Genomic DNA, 18,791 nt, shown 5'->3' on the forward strand with positions numbered 1-18,791 from the left:
AAATAGCCCAAGATTATTGTCCGCTGATTGCGTAGGTGTTCGCAATGGAATCGAACGGATCACCGTCGAGCAGTGCAGTGTCCCGTTGTCCGACGGGCTTGCAGTTACGACGGAGGACGACCCATGTCTGAGAACGTAATGATGACCCCGACCGAACTCCGGACCGACGTCCCTGCCCTGCAGGACGGCATCTACCTCAACTACGGCGCACACGGCCCAAGCCCGAAATACGTCGTCAACGCTGCCGACGAGTTCGTCCGGACACACGAATACGACGCACCGATCGCGGACGATCCGTACGAGACCGCCTTCGAGGCGTTCGACCGCACGCGAGAGACGGTCGCGTCGTTTACCGGTGCCGAGCCCGACGAGATCGCGCTCACGGAGAGCACGACCGGCGGGATCAACGCGTTCGCCAACGCGATCAACTGGCAGCCCGGCGACGTCGTCGTCCGCACCGACCTCGAGCATCCCGCGGGCATCCTCCCGTGGCAGCGCCTCGAGCGGGAGGGCGTCGAGGTTCGCGTCGTCGAAACCGAGGCCGGGCGGATCGACCTCGAGCAGTTCGCCGAGGCCGTCGCGGACGCCAGACTCGCCTGTTTCAGCGCGCTTACGTGGACCCACGGGACGCAACTCCCTGTCACAGAGCTGGTCGACATCGCCCACGACGCCGGCGCGCTCGCGCTCGTCGACGCGGTCCAGGTCCCCGGACAGCTGCCGATGGACGTCGGCGAATGGGGGGCCGACGCCGTCGCCGCTGCCGGCCACAAATGGCTGCTCGGACTCTGGGGTGGGGGCTTTCTCTACGTCGACCGCGCCGTCGCCACGGACCTCGAGCCCCGTGCTGTCGGCTATCGAAGCGTCGAAGATGCAAACGCCGATCCCTACGAGTACGCGGCCGGTGCGCGACGGCTCGAGGTCGGGTCGGCGAACCCGGCACCTCACGTCGCGCTCAAAGAGGCGATCGGCGTGATCTCCGAGGTCGGGATCGACACCATTGAAGCCCGGGTGCGTCGCCTCGCGAGTCGGCTCGCCGACGGCGTTCCCGACGATCGGCTCTATAGCCCGTCGACGCCGGAGTCAGGGCTGGTGACGATCGACGTTGCGGATCCGACAGCGACAGTCGAACGGCTGGCTGCGGAGGGCATCATCGTTCGGGAACTGCCGTCTCCGGACGCGATCCGGGCGTCCGTTCACGCGGTTAACACGACAACAGAAGTCGATCGGCTGCTCGAGGCGTTGGACGAAGACTGGTGATCACTCGAGGGCGACGTCACCGTCGTCGGTGACGACGACTTCGTGACCGCAGTAGTGAAAGCGCACTTCGAACGTCCGGTCGGCGTCGTCCGAGCCGTGGTCGATCAGTTCGTTCAACGCGTCGGGATCGACGACATCGGCCAACGGTGGTGTCATCGAGGTTGGGTCGACACCGTCCGCTTCGGCGATCCGTTCGATGATGCGCGGTACGACCGGCGACGAACGTTGAGTCGTGTGGAGGGTCATTGAGAGCGAGTAAACACAGTGGTCGGGAGTCGTTTTGGGGCTAGACCAACAGCTGGATGTCCGATTCGGCCATGTGCTGGAGGGCGGTCGCTGCGCCGACGCCGGTGGTGACGCCGTCGTAGAAGTCGTCCTCGTCGTACTCCATCAGCTCGATGGTCATCTGACAAGCCTGCAGGTCGACGCCTTGATCGAGGGACAGTTCGATCAGTTCCTCGATGGTTGCAGTGCCGTTCTCGTCGATCCGCTTTTCCATCATCCGCGTTGCCATCCGATCCATGCCGGGGAGGGCAGCGAGGGCGTTTGGCATCGGCATGTTGGGGTTGCCGACCGCACTGAGCTTGAGGTCCGAGGACTTCTCCTTGTGGAGGATGTCGAGTCCCCAGAACGTGTGGAAGACGACCACGTCCCAGCCGAATGCGGCCGCAGTGCTCGCGAGGATCAGCGGCGGGTACGCCATGTCGAACGTCCCCTGGGTTGCGACGATCGTCATCTTCTTCTGGCCGTCGCCGACCTCGGTCTCGAGGGACGCGACTTGCTCCTCGAGTTCTTCGATCCGCTCCTGAAGGGCTTCCTCGCTCATCGGCTCGCTGTCAGCTCCCGCCGAGGGTGTATCCGTACTCATGCTATGCCGTCTTCTCGACGTAGTGTTTGTAGACGTCGCCGTCCTCGACCTGCTCTAAGAGTTCGACGCCGTCCGTCCCGGCTGCCCAGCCTTTGAGGTCGCTCATACTGCCCGAGTCCGTGGCGACTACCTCGAGGACCTCGCCCTCGGCGAGGTCGTCGATGGCGGACTTCGTTTTGACGACCGGCATTGGACACGATTCACCTTTGACGTCGAGCGTCTCCGTGATATCGAATGCTTCACTCATGGTGGGGTACTCCGTGATTTGTATTGGAGTTACTCTGCAATATTGGGTCGAGGGTTAAAAGATTGCCGGTTCTTGCACCCCTTGCAAACAACTGCTGGCCTGAAATGACACAAATATCTCCTGTAGTGCCCCTCTAACCGGCGTCTGCCAGCAGCCTCCAGTCGAAAACCATCCAATATTGTGCGAACGGGGAACTACTATGCAAACTCTTATATGCTATCGACCGATACCTGTGAGTACACGATATGAACGCCGACGATTTCCCGACTCCGGATGCCGATGTTGCGGCGGTGACTCCGGAGACATTGAAAAGTCGTATCGACGCAGGCGAGGAGGTGACGCTCCTCGACGTGCGCGCCCACTCGGAGTACGAGGAGTGGCACATCGACGGGGACAGCGTCGAGTCGATCAACATCCCCTACTTTGAGTTCCTCGAGAACGAGATCGACGAGGACGTACTCGCCAAGATCCCCGACGACCGCGAAGTGACGGTCCTCTGTGCAAAGGGTGGCTCGAGCGAGTTCGTCGCGGGCATGCTCAAAGATCGTGGCTACGACGCAAACCAGCTCGAGGATGGGATGAACGGCTGGGCACGCATCTACGAGCGCGTCGAAGTGTCCGACTACGACGGCGCAGGTACCCTTTATCAGTACCAGCGTCCCTCCTCGGGCTGTCTGGGCTATCTCGTCGTCGACGATGACGAGGCCGCGGTCATCGACCCACTGCGAGCCTTTACGGATCGCTATCTCACCGACGCCGACGAGCTCGGCGTCGACCTGCAGTACGCGATCGATACGCACATCCACGCCGACCACATCTCGGGTGTGCGCGCACTCGATGCTGTCGGCGTCGAGGGTGTCATCCCCGAGGCCTCGGTCGACCGTGGCGTTACCTACGCCGACGAGATGACCCTCGCCGAGGACGGCGACGAGTTCGAGGTCGGCGACGCGACGATCGAGACGGTGTACACGCCCGGCCACACCTCCGGGATGACCTCGTACCTCGTCGACGACTCGCTGCTGGCGACTGGCGACGGCCTCTTCATCGAGAGCGTCGCCCGTCCCGACTTAGAAGAGGGCGACGACGGCGCACCCGAGGCCGCAGCCCAACTCTACGAGAGCCTGCAGGAGCGTGTCCTCTCGCTGCCTGACGACACCCTCATCGGTGGCGCACACTTCAGCGACGCCGCCGAACCCGCTGCCGACGGCACCTACACCGCTCCGATCGGCCAGCTCACAGCGGAGATGGACGCGCTCACGATGGACAAAGATGAGTTCGTCGAGCTCATCCTCTCGGATATGCCACCGCGACCGGCCAACTACGAGGACATCATTCCCACCAACCTCGGCCAGCAGGAGGCCGACGACGACGAAGCATTCGAACTCGAGCTCGGCCCGAACAACTGTGCTGCCAGCCAGGAATCGCTTGCGGGTGACTAATAATTCATATGGTAGCTGATCCAGTCCCTCTCCAGTTGGCCGCCGAACTGTTCCCGAACGGGATCAGTCGGTACGCCATCGGCGGACTCCTCGTCGGTCTCGGCACGGTCGTGATTTATCTCGGGACCGGCATCCCCGCCGGTGCGAGTACGTTCCTCGAGTCGACGCTGTCGTACGTCTCCGGACAGTCCCGCTTCCAGCGGTACGTCTCGTCCCGTGACTGGCGGCTCGTGTTCACGTTCGGCATCATTATGGGTGCGCTGGTGTTCTCGGCGACCGTCCAGTCCGGGATGATTACGACCTCGCTCTATCAACCCGGGACGACCGGCCAACTGTACGAGGTTGGCGGTCTGACGCTCTGGTCGACTGACGTCCAGCCGTGGCGGCTGCTCGTCGGCGGCATCTTCGTCGGTATTGGGACACGTATCGGGAAGGGCTGTACGTCCGGACACGGTGTCTGTGGCGTCGGTTCCGCATCGAAAACGTCAATTACAGGTGTAATCACGTTCATGATCGTCGCAATCCTGACTGCACAGCTCGTCGCCGCACTGGGGGTGAGTCCGTAATGGCGGACCGCCATCCCCTCTTCATGCCGCTCGTGCTGGTCGGCGGCCTGATCTTTGGCTTCGGACTCGGCTTCAGCCACATGGCCCGTCCCGAAGTGGTGCTGAACTTCCTCCAGTTCGATGACTTCGGGCTGGTGTTCGTGATGTTCGGTGCTGCGATCGTTACCGGGGTGACGTTCTTCCTCGCTCCGCGACTGCTCGGTCGGGCACCGCTGACCGGCGACCAGTTCGAACGCCGGCTGAAATCGTTCGATCGCAACGTCCTGATCGGCGGGTCGATCTTCGGCGTCGGCTGGGGGCTCTCGGGCATCTGTCCGGGTGCCGCCTACGCCAGCCTCGGCATCGGCAACGTCACCATCCTCTGGGCGCTCGCCGGGATGTTCCTCGGCGCGTACCTGCAGGGTCGGTGGCGAAGCCAGACCGCCAGTGCCGATTCCGTGACTGCAGGTGCGGACTAAGCCGCCCTTTTCGATCCGCTAATGGACCCCACTCTCGTTTTGCTGTTCGTCACTGCCGGGTTCGCGAGTCTGTTTATGGCGTGGGTCATCGGCGCTGGCTCGAGCGGCGCGACGCCGTTTGCACCCGCCGTCGGTGCCAACACGATTTCGACGATGCGGGCCGCGTTCGTCGTCGGAATCTTCGGCTTCGCCGGCGCTGTCACACAAGGTGCAAACGTCTCGGAGGCGATCGGTCGCGGACTCATCGGCGGTGTGAGTCTCCCAGCCGCCGGGGTCATCGCCGTCTTACTGATCGGTGCTGGCCTCATGGCGATCGGTATTCGAACTGGCTATCCGATCGCGACGGCATTTACCGTGACTGGCTCCGTGATCGGCGTCGGGCTCGCACTCGGTGGGACGCCGGTCTGGGCGAAATATCAACAGATCGGTGCCGTCTGGGTGCTGACGCCATTCGTCGGCGGCTCCATTGCGTACGGGATCGCGAGCGTGCTCCCGCGATCCGACGTGCCTGAACGGTTCAGCATCGCCGTGCTCGCGGGCCTCGTCGGTGGCGTCCTCGCGAACGTCGAATTTTCGTTTCTCGGCCCCGCTGGCTCGACCGGCACCGTTTCCAGCACCGTCCAGGAGTTCGTTGGACTCGAGAGCGTCAGTGCCGCGATCGGCGTCTCGCTTGCGGTAGCGCTCGCGGTTGCAGGGCTCGTCTACTGGGACGTCCGGCGGGACATGACCGGCGGGCTCAGGCGGGTGCTGTTGACACTCGGCTCGCTCGTCGCGTTCTCGGCCGGCGGCAGCCAGGTCGGGCTCGCAGTCGGGCCGTTGTTGCCCTTGCTCGATGACCTCGAGGGGGTCTCGACGATGGCCATCCTCGTCGGTGGCGGTGCTGGCATCCTCGTCGGCTCGTGGACTGGTGCGCCGCGCATGATCAAGTCGCTCGCACAGGACTACTCGTCGCTGGGGCCGCGTCGCTCGATCGCGGCGCTCGTCCCGTCGTTTCTCATCGCGCAGGTCGCGATCCTGCTTGGCGTCCCAGTCTCGTTCAACGAGATCGTCGTCAGTGCGATCATCGGCAGCGGCGCGGCGGTCGGCGGCAGAGATGCGATCAGCCCGCGGAAGATCTCGATGACGATCGGTGCGTGGATCGCCTCGTTTGCGCTTGCGTTCGTGCTCGGCTACGGTGTGGTCCTCGTGGTCCCGATGGCGTAGCCGGGCGCACTGCCTGTTGTCTATTCGTCGAATACAAAACCCGATTCGGGCGTGTCACTGCGAACTTACCGCGACGAGACTCCGGCATTGAGATGGCCTGCTTCTCCGATTCTGACGAAAAAATTATTCTCTTCGATAGCGATACCGTCGCGTCCATAGGGTACCTCTGCTGTCTCTGATCCGGGGAGTTTCACAGTTACAAGATACCCCTTCTGAGGGTCGAACACGCCTTCGTAGACCGTTTCCGACCCTGGATCGATTGGAACGCGACTAACGATTTCATGTTCGCGTTCCTGGCCATCGATATATACTGCAATGTCGAGTCTCACCAGATGCGGAAATGAGTGATCGTTGGAGACAAGCAGTGTCCCGACTGGCTGTTCCTTGCTCGTCAGACACCCTGCAAGTGAGACCGAGGCGACACTGATTGTCGAAATAAATGTGCGCCGATCCATTTGTTGGTATGTTGTAACTTGTGTTTATAGATATTATCTATCTAAAACGAACTAATCCGTGTTTGGCCTGTCCGTATCGCGGCTTTCGCGGTCAACTCCGAGTCACGGATTCGTCCAACTCTAGAAACCACTAACAGTCACTCCACACCAGATCGCACGACGGATGCGTTTCGAAGCGCACCGCGAGCGAGAACCGCACACCCTCTGTCGGTACGTCAATCGTTCAGTTGCCAATATAGCTCCTGTTACGCCGATCGAGGCGGCGGCACGAGGTAAACGTTCCCTGCAGCACGCGCGATGACTGACTCGGAGACGCTCCCGAGTAACAGCCGCCGAAGCCGGCTCCGGCCACGCGAGCCGAGCAGGATCGTCGTCGCGTCGAACTCGTCTTCGGCCGCGATGATCTCGTCGGCTGGATCACCCTGCCGAACGTTGATCTCCGTCTCGATGTCCCACTCCTCGAGTTGAGCTGCAAGCTCGTCCAGTCGTGCAGCTGGCTCGTCGGCTTCGTCCGCTGTCACGCCGGTATCTTTCGGTGATTCGACGTGGACCAGTGTCGCCGACTCGGCCGCATACCGCAGCGATGAGAACGCCTCGAACGCTCGTTCGGCGTTTTTGGAGAAATCAGTCGCATAGAGCATACGCCGAAAGAGGTGTTCACGACGGAGTTCGGGCTCGTCAGTCTCGCGCTCGATACGTGTAATGAGTAGTGGCACCACGGTCGTCCGCGCGAGGTTCCGCGTTGTCGATCCAATGACGCGGTTCTCGAGCGGGCTCTTGCCACGCGAGCCGGCGATCGTCAGATCGGCTCCGACAGCGCCGGCGATCCCGTTGATGCGACGATGGGGCGTCCCACGGACGACGTGAGTTTCGACATCGAACCCGGCGTTTTCCATCACCGACTGATACCGATTGAGTGCGCGCTGGCGACGGCCTTCGAGGTCCATACCTGGCATCCCTGCATGGACGTTCGAGGGGACGACAGTCACGAGATGGATCGTCTCGATGCCGATTCGCTCGAGACACTCGAGGCAGGTTTCGTTCTCGATCGCCGCTTCACTGGCTGCCGAGAGATCAGTCGTGTAGAGTGCTCGCATGTCTCGAACGGATGCGATCGCTGTATAATATTGTTTGTATAGTTCAGAACCAATGAACATCAGTCGGCACGATTCGGTTCGATACCAGCGGGTGATCTCCACTGATTGTCCCCGGGAACTGTATTTCTCTAGCGCGATAAAATCCGCGCGCGATCGATTGAGGCGTTTAATCGCGGTCGTTCAGCGATGAGCTTTGAACAGCTATATCGATATAACTTACGCATATATTTCGGTTGGATAGTCGTGTGATCCGTTGCAGTAATATTGTACAGCATATCCAAAACTGTTAATACCGCCATCCGATTAGGGTCTATTGTAGAGCAAGCCATGACCCGCACACAACTGCACACGATGGGTGGTGAGACGCGATGATCGGTGGGGGAAGCCTAACCGCGTCGGTAGACGCTGGTATGCTCATCGGGGCTGTGCTCCTCGAGGCCATCATCCTGTATATCGGCTACGGCGCAGCAGAACAGCTATTCGGAGAACCAGTCGTCAATCGCATTAAGAATAACTAACAATGGAGATACTTGGAATGAGCCTGGCACTGATCGTACTGTTCGTCGGGTTCGGTCTGCTCATCGGGATCCTGTTCGGATTCTTCGGGATGGGCGGATCGTTCCTCGTGACGCCCGCACTGCTGGTGATGGGCTACGACGCGAACGTCGCGGTCGGGTCCGGTCTTGCGTTCGTCTTCGGGACCTCCGTGATCGCGACGCTGAAACACCGTGATCTCGGGCAGGTCGACTACAAACTCGGTATCTTGATGATCGCCGGGACGACCGCCGGCATCGAGGTCGGGAAGATCGGCCTCGAGTACCTCCAGCACATCGGGCTGGCCGGCTCCGTGGTCAGCGTCGCGTACGTGCTGTTGCTGGGTGGGATCGGTGTCTTCGTCACCTACGAAGCGATGAAAGGCAGCGGTGGCGGCATCGACCACGACGTCGACGAGGACGCCGATCTCGAGGATGAGGAAATTCCCGAGATCGCCCAGAAGATTCAGTCCTACAACGTGCCACCGATGATCTCGATCCGCGGTGGGTTCAAAGTGTCGCTGTGGATGGTGCTGGCTGTGGCGTTCGCGACGGGGGTGCTGTCGGGCTTCCTCGGCGTCGGTGGCGGCTTCATCCGTATGCCCGCGCTGTTCTACCTGATCGGCGTGCCCGTTCCGGTCGCAGTCGGGACCGACCTGTTCGAGATCGTCTTCTCGGGCGGGATCGGGAGCTTCCTCTACGCCCAGTCCGGTGCCGTCGAACTCGGCATCGTCGTTCCCCTGCTGGCTGGCAGCGCACTCGGTGCCCGCGTCGGCGCAGCCGCGACCAACCTCGTCAACGAAGACGATATCAAGGTCTACTTCGGGGTCATGCTGTTGCTCGGCGCGATCGCAGTCGCAGTGCGAGAGATCGGCGGCGTCCTCGAGATGCCGGTGTTCGACGTGGTGAGCCTGGTGATCATCCTCGGGGCCGCGCTGCTCGTCAGTGGTGCCGTCGTCTACAGCGGCGTCACCATGCTCCGCGAGAACGCGAGCGCGTCGCCGCCGACTGCTGACTAGGCGAACACAGGATTGTACGATTTCTACACAAGTCTTTTAACCGCTCGGTCTCTATATAGAAGTGATTCCAATGCCGGATTCGATGTCCGAACAACTTCAGCAAGACATGCAGTGTGAAGGGCTCCTCGAGTGCTTCCACGGCCTCAAGCAACTCGATAAGGAGTGCTTCCGGGCGCTCGTCGCTGCCGATGAGCCGATGACCGTCGATGAAATCGCCGACGCCGTCGACCGCGAGCGCTCGACCGCCTACCGGGCCGTCCAGCGGCTGCTGCAGACGGGATTCATCCAGAAAGACCAGGTCAACTACGATCAGGGCGGGTACTACCACGTGTACTTCCCGACCGATCCGTCGAAGCTCGCCGACAGCATGCAGCGGATGTTAAACGATTGGTACGCCAAGATGGGCCAGCTCATCCAGGAGTTCGAGGATAAATACGAGCAGGCACAAGCCGACGCGACCCCGATCGAAAGCTAGTCTTGCGGTCAGGGGTCCGATCGAGTACCGCATTCGGCGGCGACGAAGCGTCGCACCGAGACTCGTATCCGGGTTCGATACTGCGGTGCTGGCGTGGGGCCACTTGCAGGTCTTTCTCGAACCGTCTTCTCGTCTTTTCTATCTGTTTCGACCACTAGCGGAAAATATATCCTCGAGCTGTGACGGCCTGTTTCCGCTGAACCGCGCGTAACTGCGTTTGATCGGCTGTGAGCGGCTATTTCGGTGTGCCTTCGCCGACTCGGAACGCCGTAGATCTCGCCGACTCGGTTAGGGGGATACGGGTGCCGCGTGTATCGAGTTGCAAGGCGACTGCATCGTCTTCGCCATCCTCGCTATGAGCACACCAGAACCTACCAGCGACGTCGAACAGTTCCTCACGAACGTCTCCGAGTTTCGGTATCGCGAGGTGATGATGGTCGCCGCGACGCTCGCCGTCATCGTCGCGTCGATCGTCTTCTTCCCGGGCCTCGAGCACATTGGAAAAGGCGTTCAGTCCGATCTCTCGGTCGAATTGCTTGCCCTGTTCGTCGCGGTTGCGATCGTTGCCGGCGTCGTCAAGGGCATGATCGGCTTTGGCTACTCGCTGATCACGACGCCGATCTTCGCATCGGTGATCGACCCGACGTTCGCCGTCGTCGTCCTCGCGATTCCGCCGTGGATGCTCAACATGTTCCAGATCGGTGAAACCGATACGGGACGAGCGTTCGTCCGCGAGGAGTGGCCGCTACTGACGCTTGCCGTCGTCGGGAGCGTCATCGGGGTCGCAGCGCTTGCAGCGTTCAGCGCCGGGCCGATCGTTCCCTTCGTCATCGGCCTCGTCATCCTCGGCTACGTCGTCTTCCAGGTCGTCCAGAACTTCGTCACCGTCGAGGAGGCCCACCACCCGATCGCGCTCGGCAGTGCTGGTTTCCTCGAGGGCTTTCTGCTTGCGATCGCGAATCTCGGCCCGCTGCTGCCGGCGTACTTCCATACCTTCGAGCGAGACACCGAACGATATATCGGCGGCCTCTCGATGGTGCTTGGAACGATATTCACCGTCCGGATCGTCCAGATGGCCCTGTTTACCGACCTCCTGACGACCTATCGCCTCTGGCTCGGCTCGGTGATCGCGGTCGTCACCATCGTTGGCCTGCTGGCTGGGACGTATCTCCGACGGCTCGAGATCGACGAGCAGCGGTTCAACTGGTTCGTCGTCGGGCTCCTGTTCGTCATCGCGCTCAATATCTTCCGAAACACCGTGCCGGCGCTGTTCTTCTAGTCTCGATCCCCCTACTTCGTCAGCGACGCGAGAATGAGCAACATTCCGCTCGAGACGATGGCCGCCTGTACGAGGGCGGCAGACACGATCGTCGTCCGAAACACGAGGTAGATCAGCCCCTCACAGATCGCCCCGGCACCGATAAATACGAAGCCTGCGGAGACGTATAGCATCGGCGTTTGGCCGTTTCGCCGGTAGCCGTGATACGCCAGATACGCGACGACGAGGCTCAACACGAGCGTGATCAGTTTGGCGACGACGAACGAGGCTTCCATCAGTCGTCACCCCGAAGATCGTCCCAGAGCGACGTAAAATTGTCAGCGAGGTCGTCGCGCGTCTCGAGCGTCAGCGACAGTTCGCCATCGGTGAGATCGACGTGAAGCCCCTCGAGTGCCGTTTCGAACTCGCTTCGGTGGGCTCCATTCGAGTCGACTGTGTTTCGTTCTTCGAGGAGCTCGAGGTCTTGAAGCGTCGAGACGCGTCGATAGACCGTCGTAAGAGAAGCATCACACTCCTCGCTCAGAGCCTTCGCAGTCATGGGACCCTGGTCGGCCGCGACGAGTATCTTCCGCGCGTATTCGTCCGCGAGGATCCGGAATATCTCCGACGAGTTCGGGGAGCCGCCGTGCTGCACACGATATACCCCGACGTTCTGTGCCAAATAGGCCACGATTTGCTGGTTCAGCAAATCGCCACGGCTGTCTTGGGACTGCCGGACACAACGACGTCAAGCCGGTCACGAATTCGCGACCGTCCTCACGGTGTGGCCGCACGTCTGCGACCGGCGTCGCCGTGACTGCTGTCCAGTAGTATGAAACCACTCGAGTTGAACACGGTTCTCGGCCACGCCTCTCGCGGTGACCTCTCCCGCAAGACAAAAGAGGAGTTTCGCGAGACCGAGGCTGGCGACTGGACGGAATCCGAGTGAGACGGACTCCGGTGAGTCAGTTCCGGCGCACCCGCGACTCGTCCCGTGGGTGCGCCGGAAATCGGGACAGTAGCCCGTCTGAACGCCTCGATCACGTGGCGCAGGTCGGACACGTGCGTTTGTAGCGGGTGTAGATCAGTCCCGCCAGCAGCGCCACGGAGATGACGCCGAGCAACGGCCGAAGCGGATCGAAATAGGTCATGAGTGTGGACGAACTGAACAGCGCGAGCAAGAAGACGTTACAGATCGGACAGCCGACGGCCAGAAAGCCACCGACCAGCCCGCCCATCGCCCACCGATCCTCGCTGCTCGTGTCCCCGTCTTCGCCCTCGAGTCCGGCCTGGGGAACGTCGGTCGCCACCCGCTGTGCGGTGTAGACACCCGCCAGTAGCGCGGTCAGCGTCAGGAACAGGTAATCGACCGGCGTCCGCGGGACCATCCGGACGTACAGCGGGTTCGGGATGAGGCCGGTGACGAGTCCGAACAGCGCGAAGACGCCGATCCCGGCTGCGATTCCCCAGCCGATCGCTCGCCGATCCGAGCGGATCGAGCGGCCGAATCGGCGTCCCGTCATTGCGTCGCCTCCGTCGTGAACGCACAGCGTTTGGGATGGCCCGCCCGGCCCAGGAAGAACAGCAACAGCGCGAGCCCGCCGACGCGGAGCAATGCGCCGTCGTACGGGAGCGCTGCCAATCCGCCGGCGAACCCGAGAAAGCCGAGCAGGCCAGCGCCGCAACTCGCACAGCCCGACGCGAGGAGTCCCGGCAACACGCCGGTGAGGTCGGTGAGACTCGAGAGGCCGACGAGCCGCAGTTGCGCGACGGCGTTGACGATTGCGACGCCCGAGAGCAGGGCATAGAGGACGATGACCCCGAGCCCGGTCCAGCCGTCGGTCCGGTACACCGTCTCCGTAAGCGAGACGACGACGTACTCGAACCAGTGGAGGCCGTCACCGAGCATCTGGAGCGAGAACTCGGGCATCGTACTCAGGATCAGTAGCACGTAAGTTGCGAGTGTCACGAACACCAGCCCGATCGTCCCCCGCCACGTCTCGAATGGGTACGAGACCGCTTCGGAGAGGTTCGTCAGGTATCCCCTGATCGAGTCGCGCGTGAACATCTAAATAAACCGATGCAGGGGTGATTGAAATGTCCCACTCCGATTTGCTGACTCAGCAAATTCTGTCCTCGTTCCGCCACACAATACGGACGGGACTGACGAGACACTGTCGGTAATGGAGTTCGAACGCGATTCGGACGACGGCACGTCTCGCCGACGGCTACCGGCCCCACGAGCTGGCTCGCCATCGAGACTTCGGATGGACTGTCGCTACCAGTACAATCCGATGAAGAGCCGGACCTTTCGAACGTCACCGGGATCAACATCGTCGCGGACGGGCTCGATGGTGGGCCGAGCAAACTGCTGGTCGACGGCCTCCGGCGGACCGAATCGGCCACCATCTCCCGGCCGTCGTAGCCACGGCTCCGATCGTAGCCGCGGACGACGCCTGATTTGCTGGCTCAGCAAATCGCCGGTTCCATTACGGTTCGACGATGAGAATCGACGCGAGTACAAACCATGTCGCTCGATCAGCCGTCCCGTCGCGCTCTCGTGACCGGTCTCGTTGGCGTCCTCGGTGGCGGCGCTTACTTTCTCACTCGGTCCGGTGACACCGCGACGCAAGAGCAGGTCTCGTCGTTTCACTCGAGCGACGAGACGTCGGCGCTCGGCGTCGACCTCGCTGGCAAGCCGATCATGGGCTCGCCCGAGGCCCCCATCCAGATGTACTACTGGACGGACTTCCAGTGTCCGTTCTGCGGGAAGTTCGAACGAGAGACGCTTCCCGACCTCGTTCGCGAGTACGTCGATCCCGGCACGGTTCGCATCGTGTTCATCTCGCTGCCGTACTTCGGCGACGACTCGATGACCGCCGCGGTCGCCGGCAAGTGCGTGTGGGACCAGGTCCGCGACGCCGAGCCGTCGGCGTACTGGAACTGGCACACGGCGGTCTTCGAGGAACAAGGCGAGAAGAACTCGGGATGGGCCGCGACCGAGAACCTCCTCGAGTACACGCGCTCGGTCGATGGTGTCGACGCCGACGCGCTCGAGACGTGTCTCGACGAGCGGCGATCGACGTTCGAAACGCAGGTCGATGCCGACGCCGAGCACGCGCGCTCGCTCGGGGTTTCGGCGACGCCAACGTTCGCCATCGTCGATCGCGACGCCGACTCGCTCGAAACCCTCGTCGGTGCCCAACCGAAAGCCCGGTTCGACGAGGCGATCGAGCGGATCCAAAGCGAGTGAGCCGTGTCTCCCCGCTCACCGCCTGTTAGCGTCCGACGCCAGTCGCGCTCGAGCGTCGCCGGTGTGTTCGTCAGCAAACCACCTGATAACGCTCCCCTCCGCACGGTGGAGGAGTTCGCTACACGCCGCTTTCGAGATGTCGAGATCGTTCGCGACGTCGGTAAGCGTCGCTTCACGCGGCGTCGCGTAGTAGCCGCGCTCGAGCGCCGCCAGTAGGACTTCGCGTTGTCGGTCGGTCAAGACGTCGTCGGCGCGGGTGTGGCCGATCTCGTGAACGTACTCGAGGGTGTACTCGATGCCGAGCTCGTCGAGCAATTGACCGAACTCGGAAAACCGGGACGACGCTGCGGTTACCGTCCACGTTGCCTCGCCGTTTCGGACGGTAAACGGCATCTCGATGGGGATGCCGGACTTCAAGACCGGCTGGAGGATCGAAGGACTAGTCGTTTCGACGTGGAGCAACGCGTCCGACTCACCTTTCCAGAGGAGATCGAAGTCGACGATATCCGCCCGATCGGCCATGTCCGTGATCACCGGGAGCGGATCCGCCGTCTGTAACTCGATGAGCGCGATTCCCGTCCGTTCACCGGCTAGTGCCGAGACGACCTCGAACGTCGTCTCCGGATGGGACTGGGACACGTCGTTGATCCATGTCGCGTCGGGGATCGAGATGGCGAACTTTGCTCGAGGCACGTGCGTGAATCCGTGGGACAGTACCGTTCCATTGACCCCTAATATGTTCGGTCTTGCCAGATTCGTTCGGGTACTCTTCGTGTGTTCGGCTCAACAGATTCCTGTATCGCGTAGCTACGATCACGGAGAGAAACAGATGCAAACGCGCACGAATCCGTTTATCATCATGGCCGGACTGTACCTGACGGTCGGCTTGGCCGCCATTGTGGGGACCCTCGCCGCCGAGTCCGGGCTCGTCGAATCGCTGCCACGCCTTCGATGGGTGCTGATCCATCTCGCGACGATCGGCGGACTGACCCAGGCCGTCTTCGGCGTGTTGCCGTCGCTGGTGACCGCGACCGACGCGTCGGCGCGACGACCGGCCACCAGCCGCCGGTGGCTGCAGTGGCTCGCGTTGAACGCCGGCTATCCGTTGCTCCTCCTCGGGATGGCGACCGGTGCGACGGTCGTCGCAGTCACCGGTGGGACGATCGTCCTCGGTGCGCTCGGACTCCTGCTCTCGACCGTCGTTCGGACGAGTGGATGGGCGATGAACCGCGGACTCAGCCGCTACTACCGACTCGCACCGTGGTTTCTCGTCGTTGGGATTCTCGCGGCGTTCGGGATGCTACTCGGAATCCACGGGCCCGGCGGCTATTTCGGCTCGCTCGAGGCCCACGTTCACGCGAATGTCTGGGGTTTTCTGGCGCTGATCGTCGCCGGGGCCCTGTTGACGCTCCTGCCGGCACTGCTCGAGGCGGAGCTTCGGTATCCCCGACTCGTCTCGGTCACGTTCTGGGGGCTGACGATCGGCGTCGTCGGCCTCGTCGCTGGCCCGTGGCTCGCACGCCACGAGGTGACGGTCCTCGGACTCGGCAGCTACGTCGTCGGGACGGGCGCGCTGCTGGCGAACGTCGTCGGCACGTACCGCAGCAGTGACCGCAGCCACTCCCGGCGCATCGCGCTCGTTCTCGGAGCGTATCTATGGCTCGCCTTCCCTGTTCCATGGGCACCGTTCGTCTTGCTTGTTCCCGATCTCGTCCCCGCCAGTGCGATCGAAACTGCGGCCATCAACGGCCTGATCTTCGGCTGGATGCTCCAGCTCGCGATGGCATTTCTCCCTGTCGTGGCGGCGGCGTTCGCACGACCCGTTGCGGATCACGACATCATCCAAGCGGTGACGACGGTCGCTGCCGAGCACCCCCACCCGTCCTGGATTCAGGTGGGGAGCGTGAACCTCGGCATGCTCGTACTCTGGCTGACGCCAATTCCGTTCCGCGGCGGACTCACAGCGAGCGCGACGCTCGCGGGGTTCGCGCTGATCGCCGTCGCCTGGGCGCTGTTCGTGGTCTCGCTCTGGCGGTCGATCGCATCACCGACGAGCGAGGGTGGGACACGGCACAGCGCAACGCGCGATACGGCGTAACTGTCGATACCGATACGCGCATCGCACTCACGACGTCGAATCTGAACAGCCCCATTATATTTCGGTCTTTGATCAATACTGTCGGCACTGGGAACGGCCCCCTGATACAGACTACTGTAAATCATTTCTGGTGTAACCGCGACCCGCACTGCGGTTGCACCGGTACATTGCTACAGCAGACCGTATGACACCAAGCCTTTGTCCGGGCGTGACAAACGGCCGCGCGATGGTCACACGTCGAACGATCCGATCGCTCGCCCTCGCGGGCGTCCTCGCCGCCCTCGCTGGCGTCCTCGCCGCCCTCGCTGGCGTCGCGTACGCGCTCCGTTGGCGGCGAAACCCGTCGCCGTGTCCGTACTCCCAGCGCGTCTGGATCGATCTCCCCCGGCCGATCATCTCTCGCTCGAGGCTGTGCGAGGTCCTCGAGCCACGGCCCGGCGAGCGAATCCTCGAGTTCGGGGCGGGGACCGGCTACTACACGGGCACGGTCGCCGCGGCGGTCAGACCGGCTGGAATGGTCCACGCCGTCGACGTCCAGCGGCCGATGGTCGCGGACCTCCGGGCGCGACTGCGCGAGCGCGGCGACGACAACGTTGCGCCGGTCCACGGCGACGGTCGGGCACTGCCGTATCCGGACGACAGCTTCGACGCCGCTTATCTGGTTCTCGTCCTCGGCGAAATTCCCGACAAGGAGCGGGCACTCGCCGAACTCGAGCGGGTGTTGAAACCCGGCGGCCGGCTCGTCGTCGGGGAGTCGCTTCCTGATCCCCACTTCGTCACGCGTGAGACGCTTCGGGAACGTGCCGAGCAACAGGGGTTCCGATTCGAAATCGACGTTGGAACGCGAGGGAGCTACTTCGCACGGATGTCTGTTCCGCCATCAACGAACGGTAACTGACCCGGTTTCGATCCGACCACCGCTCCGCTCGCTTGTTGCCATCCCATACACAATTGACCTGGGTCTCGTCATCTGAAATCGCTCAGTAGCAGCTGTATCGGCCGTCTCCGGCCACTATGATACAGTAGCACCGTATTAACGCACCCTCGATATGGTGGTATTGCGCAATACATACAAAACCTTTAAACGTAACCGGGTCATAGAAAGTCGTGATGGCAACTGATGCACCTAGCGGCTCCGGACAGTCACTCGACGAACCACTCCACGTCGAAAGCGAAGACCACTTCGAGGAGGTCACTACCGGCTACGACGTCGTGCTCGTCGATTTCTACGCCGACTGGTGTGGGCCCTGTAAGATGCTCGAGCCCGTCCTCGAAGGACTGGCCAGCGAGACAGACGCCGTAATCGCGAAGGTCGACGTCGACCAACACCAGCAACTCGCCGGCTCGTTCGGCGTCCGCGGTGTCCCGACACTCGTCCTCTTTTCGGACGGCGAGCAGGTCGAACAGCAAACCGGCGTCTTGCCGGCCGAGCGACTCCGTAGCATGATCGAAGGCTATACCGAATGAGCGAGGCCATGACTGACACCGTCCACGACGTGATCGTCGTCGGCTCCGGCGTGTCCGGCCTTTCGGCGGCCGTCTACGCCGCGCGAGCCGACCTCGAGCCGCTGGTCCTCGAAGGCCCCGAGCCGGGCGGCCAGCTGACGCTGACGACCGACGTCGAGAACTACCTGGGCTTCCCCGACGGGATCGGCGGCATGGAGCTGATCCAGAACGGCAAAGAGCAGGCCAAACGCTTCGGTGCTGAGTTTACCCACGGCACCGTCGAGCGCGCGACGCTCGAGGAGCGCCCGTTCGAACTCGAACTCTCGAACGGTGACGTCCTCCGCACGCGCGCGCTGATCGTCGCCAGCGGTGCGAGCGCCCGCTGGGTCGGCGCGGAAAACGAGGACGAACTCATGGGCTATGGCCTTTCGACGTGTGCCACCTGTGACGGCGCGTTCCACCGCGGCGACGACGTCCTCGTGATCGGCGGCGGCGACAGCGCGATGGAAGAGGCGCTCTTCCTCGCGAAGTTCGCCGAGAGCGTGACGATCGTCCACCGGCGCGACGAACTCCGCGCGTCCGAGATCATGGCCGACCGCGCCCGCGAGCACGAGGATATCGAGTTCCGCTGGAACACGGAACTCGAGGCCCTCCACGGCTCCAAAGAGGAGGGCCTCACTGGCGCGACGCTGATCTCGCATCCCGACGGCCACCCCAAAGAAAAAGCCGACAACGGGGTCGACGTCGACCGAGAAACCGTCGACGTCGGCGGCGTCTTCTACGGGATCGGCCACACGCCGAACACCGGGTTCCTCGAGGGCTCCGGCGTCGAACGCGATTCGGATGGATACATCCAGACCGAATCGGACGACGAGGGTCGCGCGACGACCCACACGGCAGTCGACGGCGTCTTCGCCGCCGGCGACGTGGCCGACTCACGCTACCGCCAGGCGATCACCGCTGCCGGAACCGGCAGCATGGCGGCCCTCGACGTCGAGGACTACCTTGAGACGCTCGAGCACGAACAGAGCGCGCCGGCGATGGCTCCGGAACAGTAGTCATACGAACCCCTGTCAGTCAGCGCCGGCGCACCCACGACCTGCCATGCGGGTGCGCCGG

The 18,791-nt window shown here is 62.5% G+C and carries 24 protein-coding genes; 14 read left to right on the forward strand and 10 right to left on the reverse strand.

What is annotated here, in order from left to right:
* Positions 1–123: 123 nt before the first annotated feature.
* Positions 124–1,257: an aminotransferase class V-fold PLP-dependent enzyme gene (locus BDK88_RS07690; RefSeq protein ID WP_242611624.1), complete on the forward strand. Its 1,134-nt coding sequence runs from the start codon at positions 124–126 to the stop codon at positions 1,255–1,257.
* Here BDK88_RS07690 and BDK88_RS07695 read toward each other — a convergent pair whose 3' ends face one another.
* The 3 genes from BDK88_RS07695 to BDK88_RS07705 are packed head-to-tail and all read right to left on the reverse strand — an operon-like array spanning position 1,258 to position 2,372.
* A complete protein-coding gene (locus BDK88_RS07695) occupies positions 1,258–1,503 on the reverse strand; it encodes a HalOD1 output domain-containing protein (protein ID WP_130499935.1) in 246 nt (81 codons plus the stop codon).
* Positions 1,504–1,543: 40 nt separating this feature from the next.
* Complete coding sequence (locus BDK88_RS07700; RefSeq protein ID WP_008012570.1) at positions 1,544–2,125, reverse strand: DsrE/DsrF/DrsH-like family protein; 582 nt, start codon at positions 2,123–2,125, stop codon at positions 1,544–1,546.
* 1 nt (position 2,126) lies between these two features.
* Positions 2,127–2,372, reverse strand: coding sequence for a sulfurtransferase TusA family protein (locus BDK88_RS07705; RefSeq protein ID WP_130499936.1), 246 nt, complete (start codon positions 2,370–2,372; stop codon positions 2,127–2,129).
* Between the two features lie 245 nt (positions 2,373–2,617).
* Here BDK88_RS07705 and BDK88_RS07710 point away from each other — a divergent pair, with 245 nt between their 5' ends.
* The 4 genes from BDK88_RS07710 to BDK88_RS07725 are packed head-to-tail and all read left to right on the forward strand — an operon-like array spanning position 2,618 to position 6,038.
* Complete coding sequence (locus tag BDK88_RS07710) at positions 2,618–3,811, forward strand: MBL fold metallo-hydrolase (RefSeq protein ID WP_130499937.1); 1,194 nt, start codon at positions 2,618–2,620, stop codon at positions 3,809–3,811.
* Between the two features lie 8 nt (positions 3,812–3,819).
* Complete coding sequence (locus BDK88_RS07715) at positions 3,820–4,377, forward strand: YeeE/YedE family protein (RefSeq protein ID WP_130499938.1); 558 nt, start codon at positions 3,820–3,822, stop codon at positions 4,375–4,377.
* Positions 4,377–4,835 (forward strand): YeeE/YedE family protein, encoded by a 459-nt coding sequence (locus tag BDK88_RS07720; RefSeq protein WP_130499939.1) that lies wholly within the window; start codon positions 4,377–4,379, stop codon positions 4,833–4,835. The genes BDK88_RS07715 and BDK88_RS07720 overlap by 1 nt, the downstream gene beginning before the upstream one ends.
* A 21-nt stretch (positions 4,836–4,856) precedes the next feature.
* Positions 4,857–6,038 carry an inorganic phosphate transporter gene (locus tag BDK88_RS07725; RefSeq protein ID WP_130499940.1) on the forward strand — a complete coding sequence of 394 codons (1,182 nt, stop codon included), beginning with the start codon at positions 4,857–4,859 and terminating at the stop codon, positions 6,036–6,038.
* A gap of 65 nt (positions 6,039–6,103) precedes the next feature.
* On the opposite strand, the gene BDK88_RS07730 is transcribed toward BDK88_RS07725, so the two are convergent.
* Together BDK88_RS07730 and BDK88_RS07735 are read right to left on the reverse strand one after the other, a co-directional pair.
* A complete protein-coding gene (locus BDK88_RS07730) occupies positions 6,104–6,493 on the reverse strand; it encodes a hypothetical protein (protein WP_130499941.1) in 390 nt (129 codons plus the stop codon).
* Positions 6,494–6,738: 245 nt separating this feature from the next.
* Positions 6,739–7,590 carry a universal stress protein gene (locus BDK88_RS07735; protein WP_130499942.1) on the reverse strand — a complete coding sequence of 284 codons (852 nt, stop codon included), beginning with the start codon at positions 7,588–7,590 and terminating at the stop codon, positions 6,739–6,741.
* A 368-nt stretch (positions 7,591–7,958) separates the two neighbouring features.
* Between BDK88_RS07735 and BDK88_RS22515 the strand changes: the two genes are divergently transcribed.
* From BDK88_RS22515 to BDK88_RS07750, 4 genes are all read left to right on the forward strand, one after another.
* The gene (locus BDK88_RS22515) at positions 7,959–8,108 is read left to right on the forward strand and encodes a DUF7512 family protein (protein WP_175542145.1); all 150 of its coding nucleotides are present in this window, start codon (positions 7,959–7,961) and stop codon (positions 8,106–8,108) included.
* Between the two features lie 2 nt (positions 8,109–8,110).
* Complete coding sequence (locus BDK88_RS07740) at positions 8,111–9,142, forward strand: sulfite exporter TauE/SafE family protein (protein ID WP_130499943.1); 1,032 nt, start codon at positions 8,111–8,113, stop codon at positions 9,140–9,142.
* A 70-nt stretch (positions 9,143–9,212) separates the two neighbouring features.
* Positions 9,213–9,617, forward strand: coding sequence for a helix-turn-helix domain-containing protein (locus BDK88_RS07745; protein WP_008012552.1), 405 nt, complete (start codon positions 9,213–9,215; stop codon positions 9,615–9,617).
* Positions 9,618–9,972: 355 nt separating this feature from the next.
* Positions 9,973–10,896, forward strand: a complete 924-nt coding sequence (locus BDK88_RS07750) for a sulfite exporter TauE/SafE family protein (RefSeq protein WP_130499944.1) — start codon at positions 9,973–9,975, stop codon at positions 10,894–10,896.
* Positions 10,897–10,907: 11 nt separating this feature from the next.
* Here BDK88_RS07750 and BDK88_RS07755 read toward each other — a convergent pair whose 3' ends face one another.
* The 4 genes from BDK88_RS07755 to BDK88_RS07770 form a co-directional block, all read right to left on the reverse strand.
* A complete protein-coding gene (locus BDK88_RS07755) occupies positions 10,908–11,171 on the reverse strand; it encodes a DUF7521 family protein (RefSeq protein ID WP_130499945.1) in 264 nt (87 codons plus the stop codon).
* Entirely contained in the window at positions 11,171–11,530 is a 360-nt protein-coding gene (locus BDK88_RS07760) for a winged helix-turn-helix domain-containing protein (RefSeq protein WP_130499946.1), read from the reverse strand. Before BDK88_RS07760 ends, BDK88_RS07755 begins: the two co-directional genes overlap by 1 nt.
* Before the next feature lie 385 nt (positions 11,531–11,915).
* On the reverse strand, positions 11,916–12,398 hold the full coding sequence (locus BDK88_RS07765) for a hypothetical protein (RefSeq protein ID WP_130499947.1): 483 nt from the start codon (positions 12,396–12,398) through the stop codon (positions 11,916–11,918).
* Positions 12,395–12,943: a hypothetical protein gene (locus BDK88_RS07770; protein ID WP_130499948.1), complete on the reverse strand. Its 549-nt coding sequence runs from the start codon at positions 12,941–12,943 to the stop codon at positions 12,395–12,397. The genes BDK88_RS07765 and BDK88_RS07770 overlap by 4 nt, the downstream gene beginning before the upstream one ends.
* A 459-nt stretch (positions 12,944–13,402) precedes the next feature.
* Between BDK88_RS07770 and BDK88_RS07775 the strand changes: the two genes are divergently transcribed.
* Positions 13,403–14,128, forward strand: coding sequence for a DsbA family protein (locus BDK88_RS07775; RefSeq protein WP_130499949.1), 726 nt, complete (start codon positions 13,403–13,405; stop codon positions 14,126–14,128).
* Between the two features lie 15 nt (positions 14,129–14,143).
* On the opposite strand, the gene BDK88_RS07780 is transcribed toward BDK88_RS07775, so the two are convergent.
* Positions 14,144–14,821 (reverse strand): helix-turn-helix domain-containing protein, encoded by a 678-nt coding sequence (locus BDK88_RS07780; RefSeq protein WP_130499950.1) that lies wholly within the window; start codon positions 14,819–14,821, stop codon positions 14,144–14,146.
* A 136-nt stretch (positions 14,822–14,957) separates the two neighbouring features.
* Here BDK88_RS07780 and BDK88_RS07785 point away from each other — a divergent pair, with 136 nt between their 5' ends.
* The 4 genes from BDK88_RS07785 (at position 14,958) to BDK88_RS07800 (ending at position 18,730) form a co-directional block, all read left to right on the forward strand.
* A complete protein-coding gene (locus BDK88_RS07785) occupies positions 14,958–16,226 on the forward strand; it encodes a hypothetical protein (RefSeq protein ID WP_130499951.1) in 1,269 nt (422 codons plus the stop codon).
* 226 nt (positions 16,227–16,452) lie between these two features.
* Complete coding sequence (locus BDK88_RS07790) at positions 16,453–17,124, forward strand: class I SAM-dependent methyltransferase (RefSeq protein WP_130500599.1); 672 nt, start codon at positions 16,453–16,455, stop codon at positions 17,122–17,124.
* Between the two features lie 212 nt (positions 17,125–17,336).
* Entirely contained in the window at positions 17,337–17,693 is a 357-nt protein-coding gene (gene trxA / locus BDK88_RS07795) for a thioredoxin (protein ID WP_130499952.1), read from the forward strand.
* An 8-nt stretch (positions 17,694–17,701) separates the two neighbouring features.
* Entirely contained in the window at positions 17,702–18,730 is a 1,029-nt protein-coding gene (locus tag BDK88_RS07800) for an NAD(P)/FAD-dependent oxidoreductase (RefSeq protein WP_394342662.1), read from the forward strand.
* Positions 18,731–18,791: the final 61 nt, after the last annotated feature.

Origin of the sequence: Natrinema hispanicum (genome assembly GCF_004217335.1) — an archaeon.
GTDB lineage: Archaea > Halobacteriota > Halobacteria > Halobacteriales > Natrialbaceae > Natrinema > Natrinema hispanicum.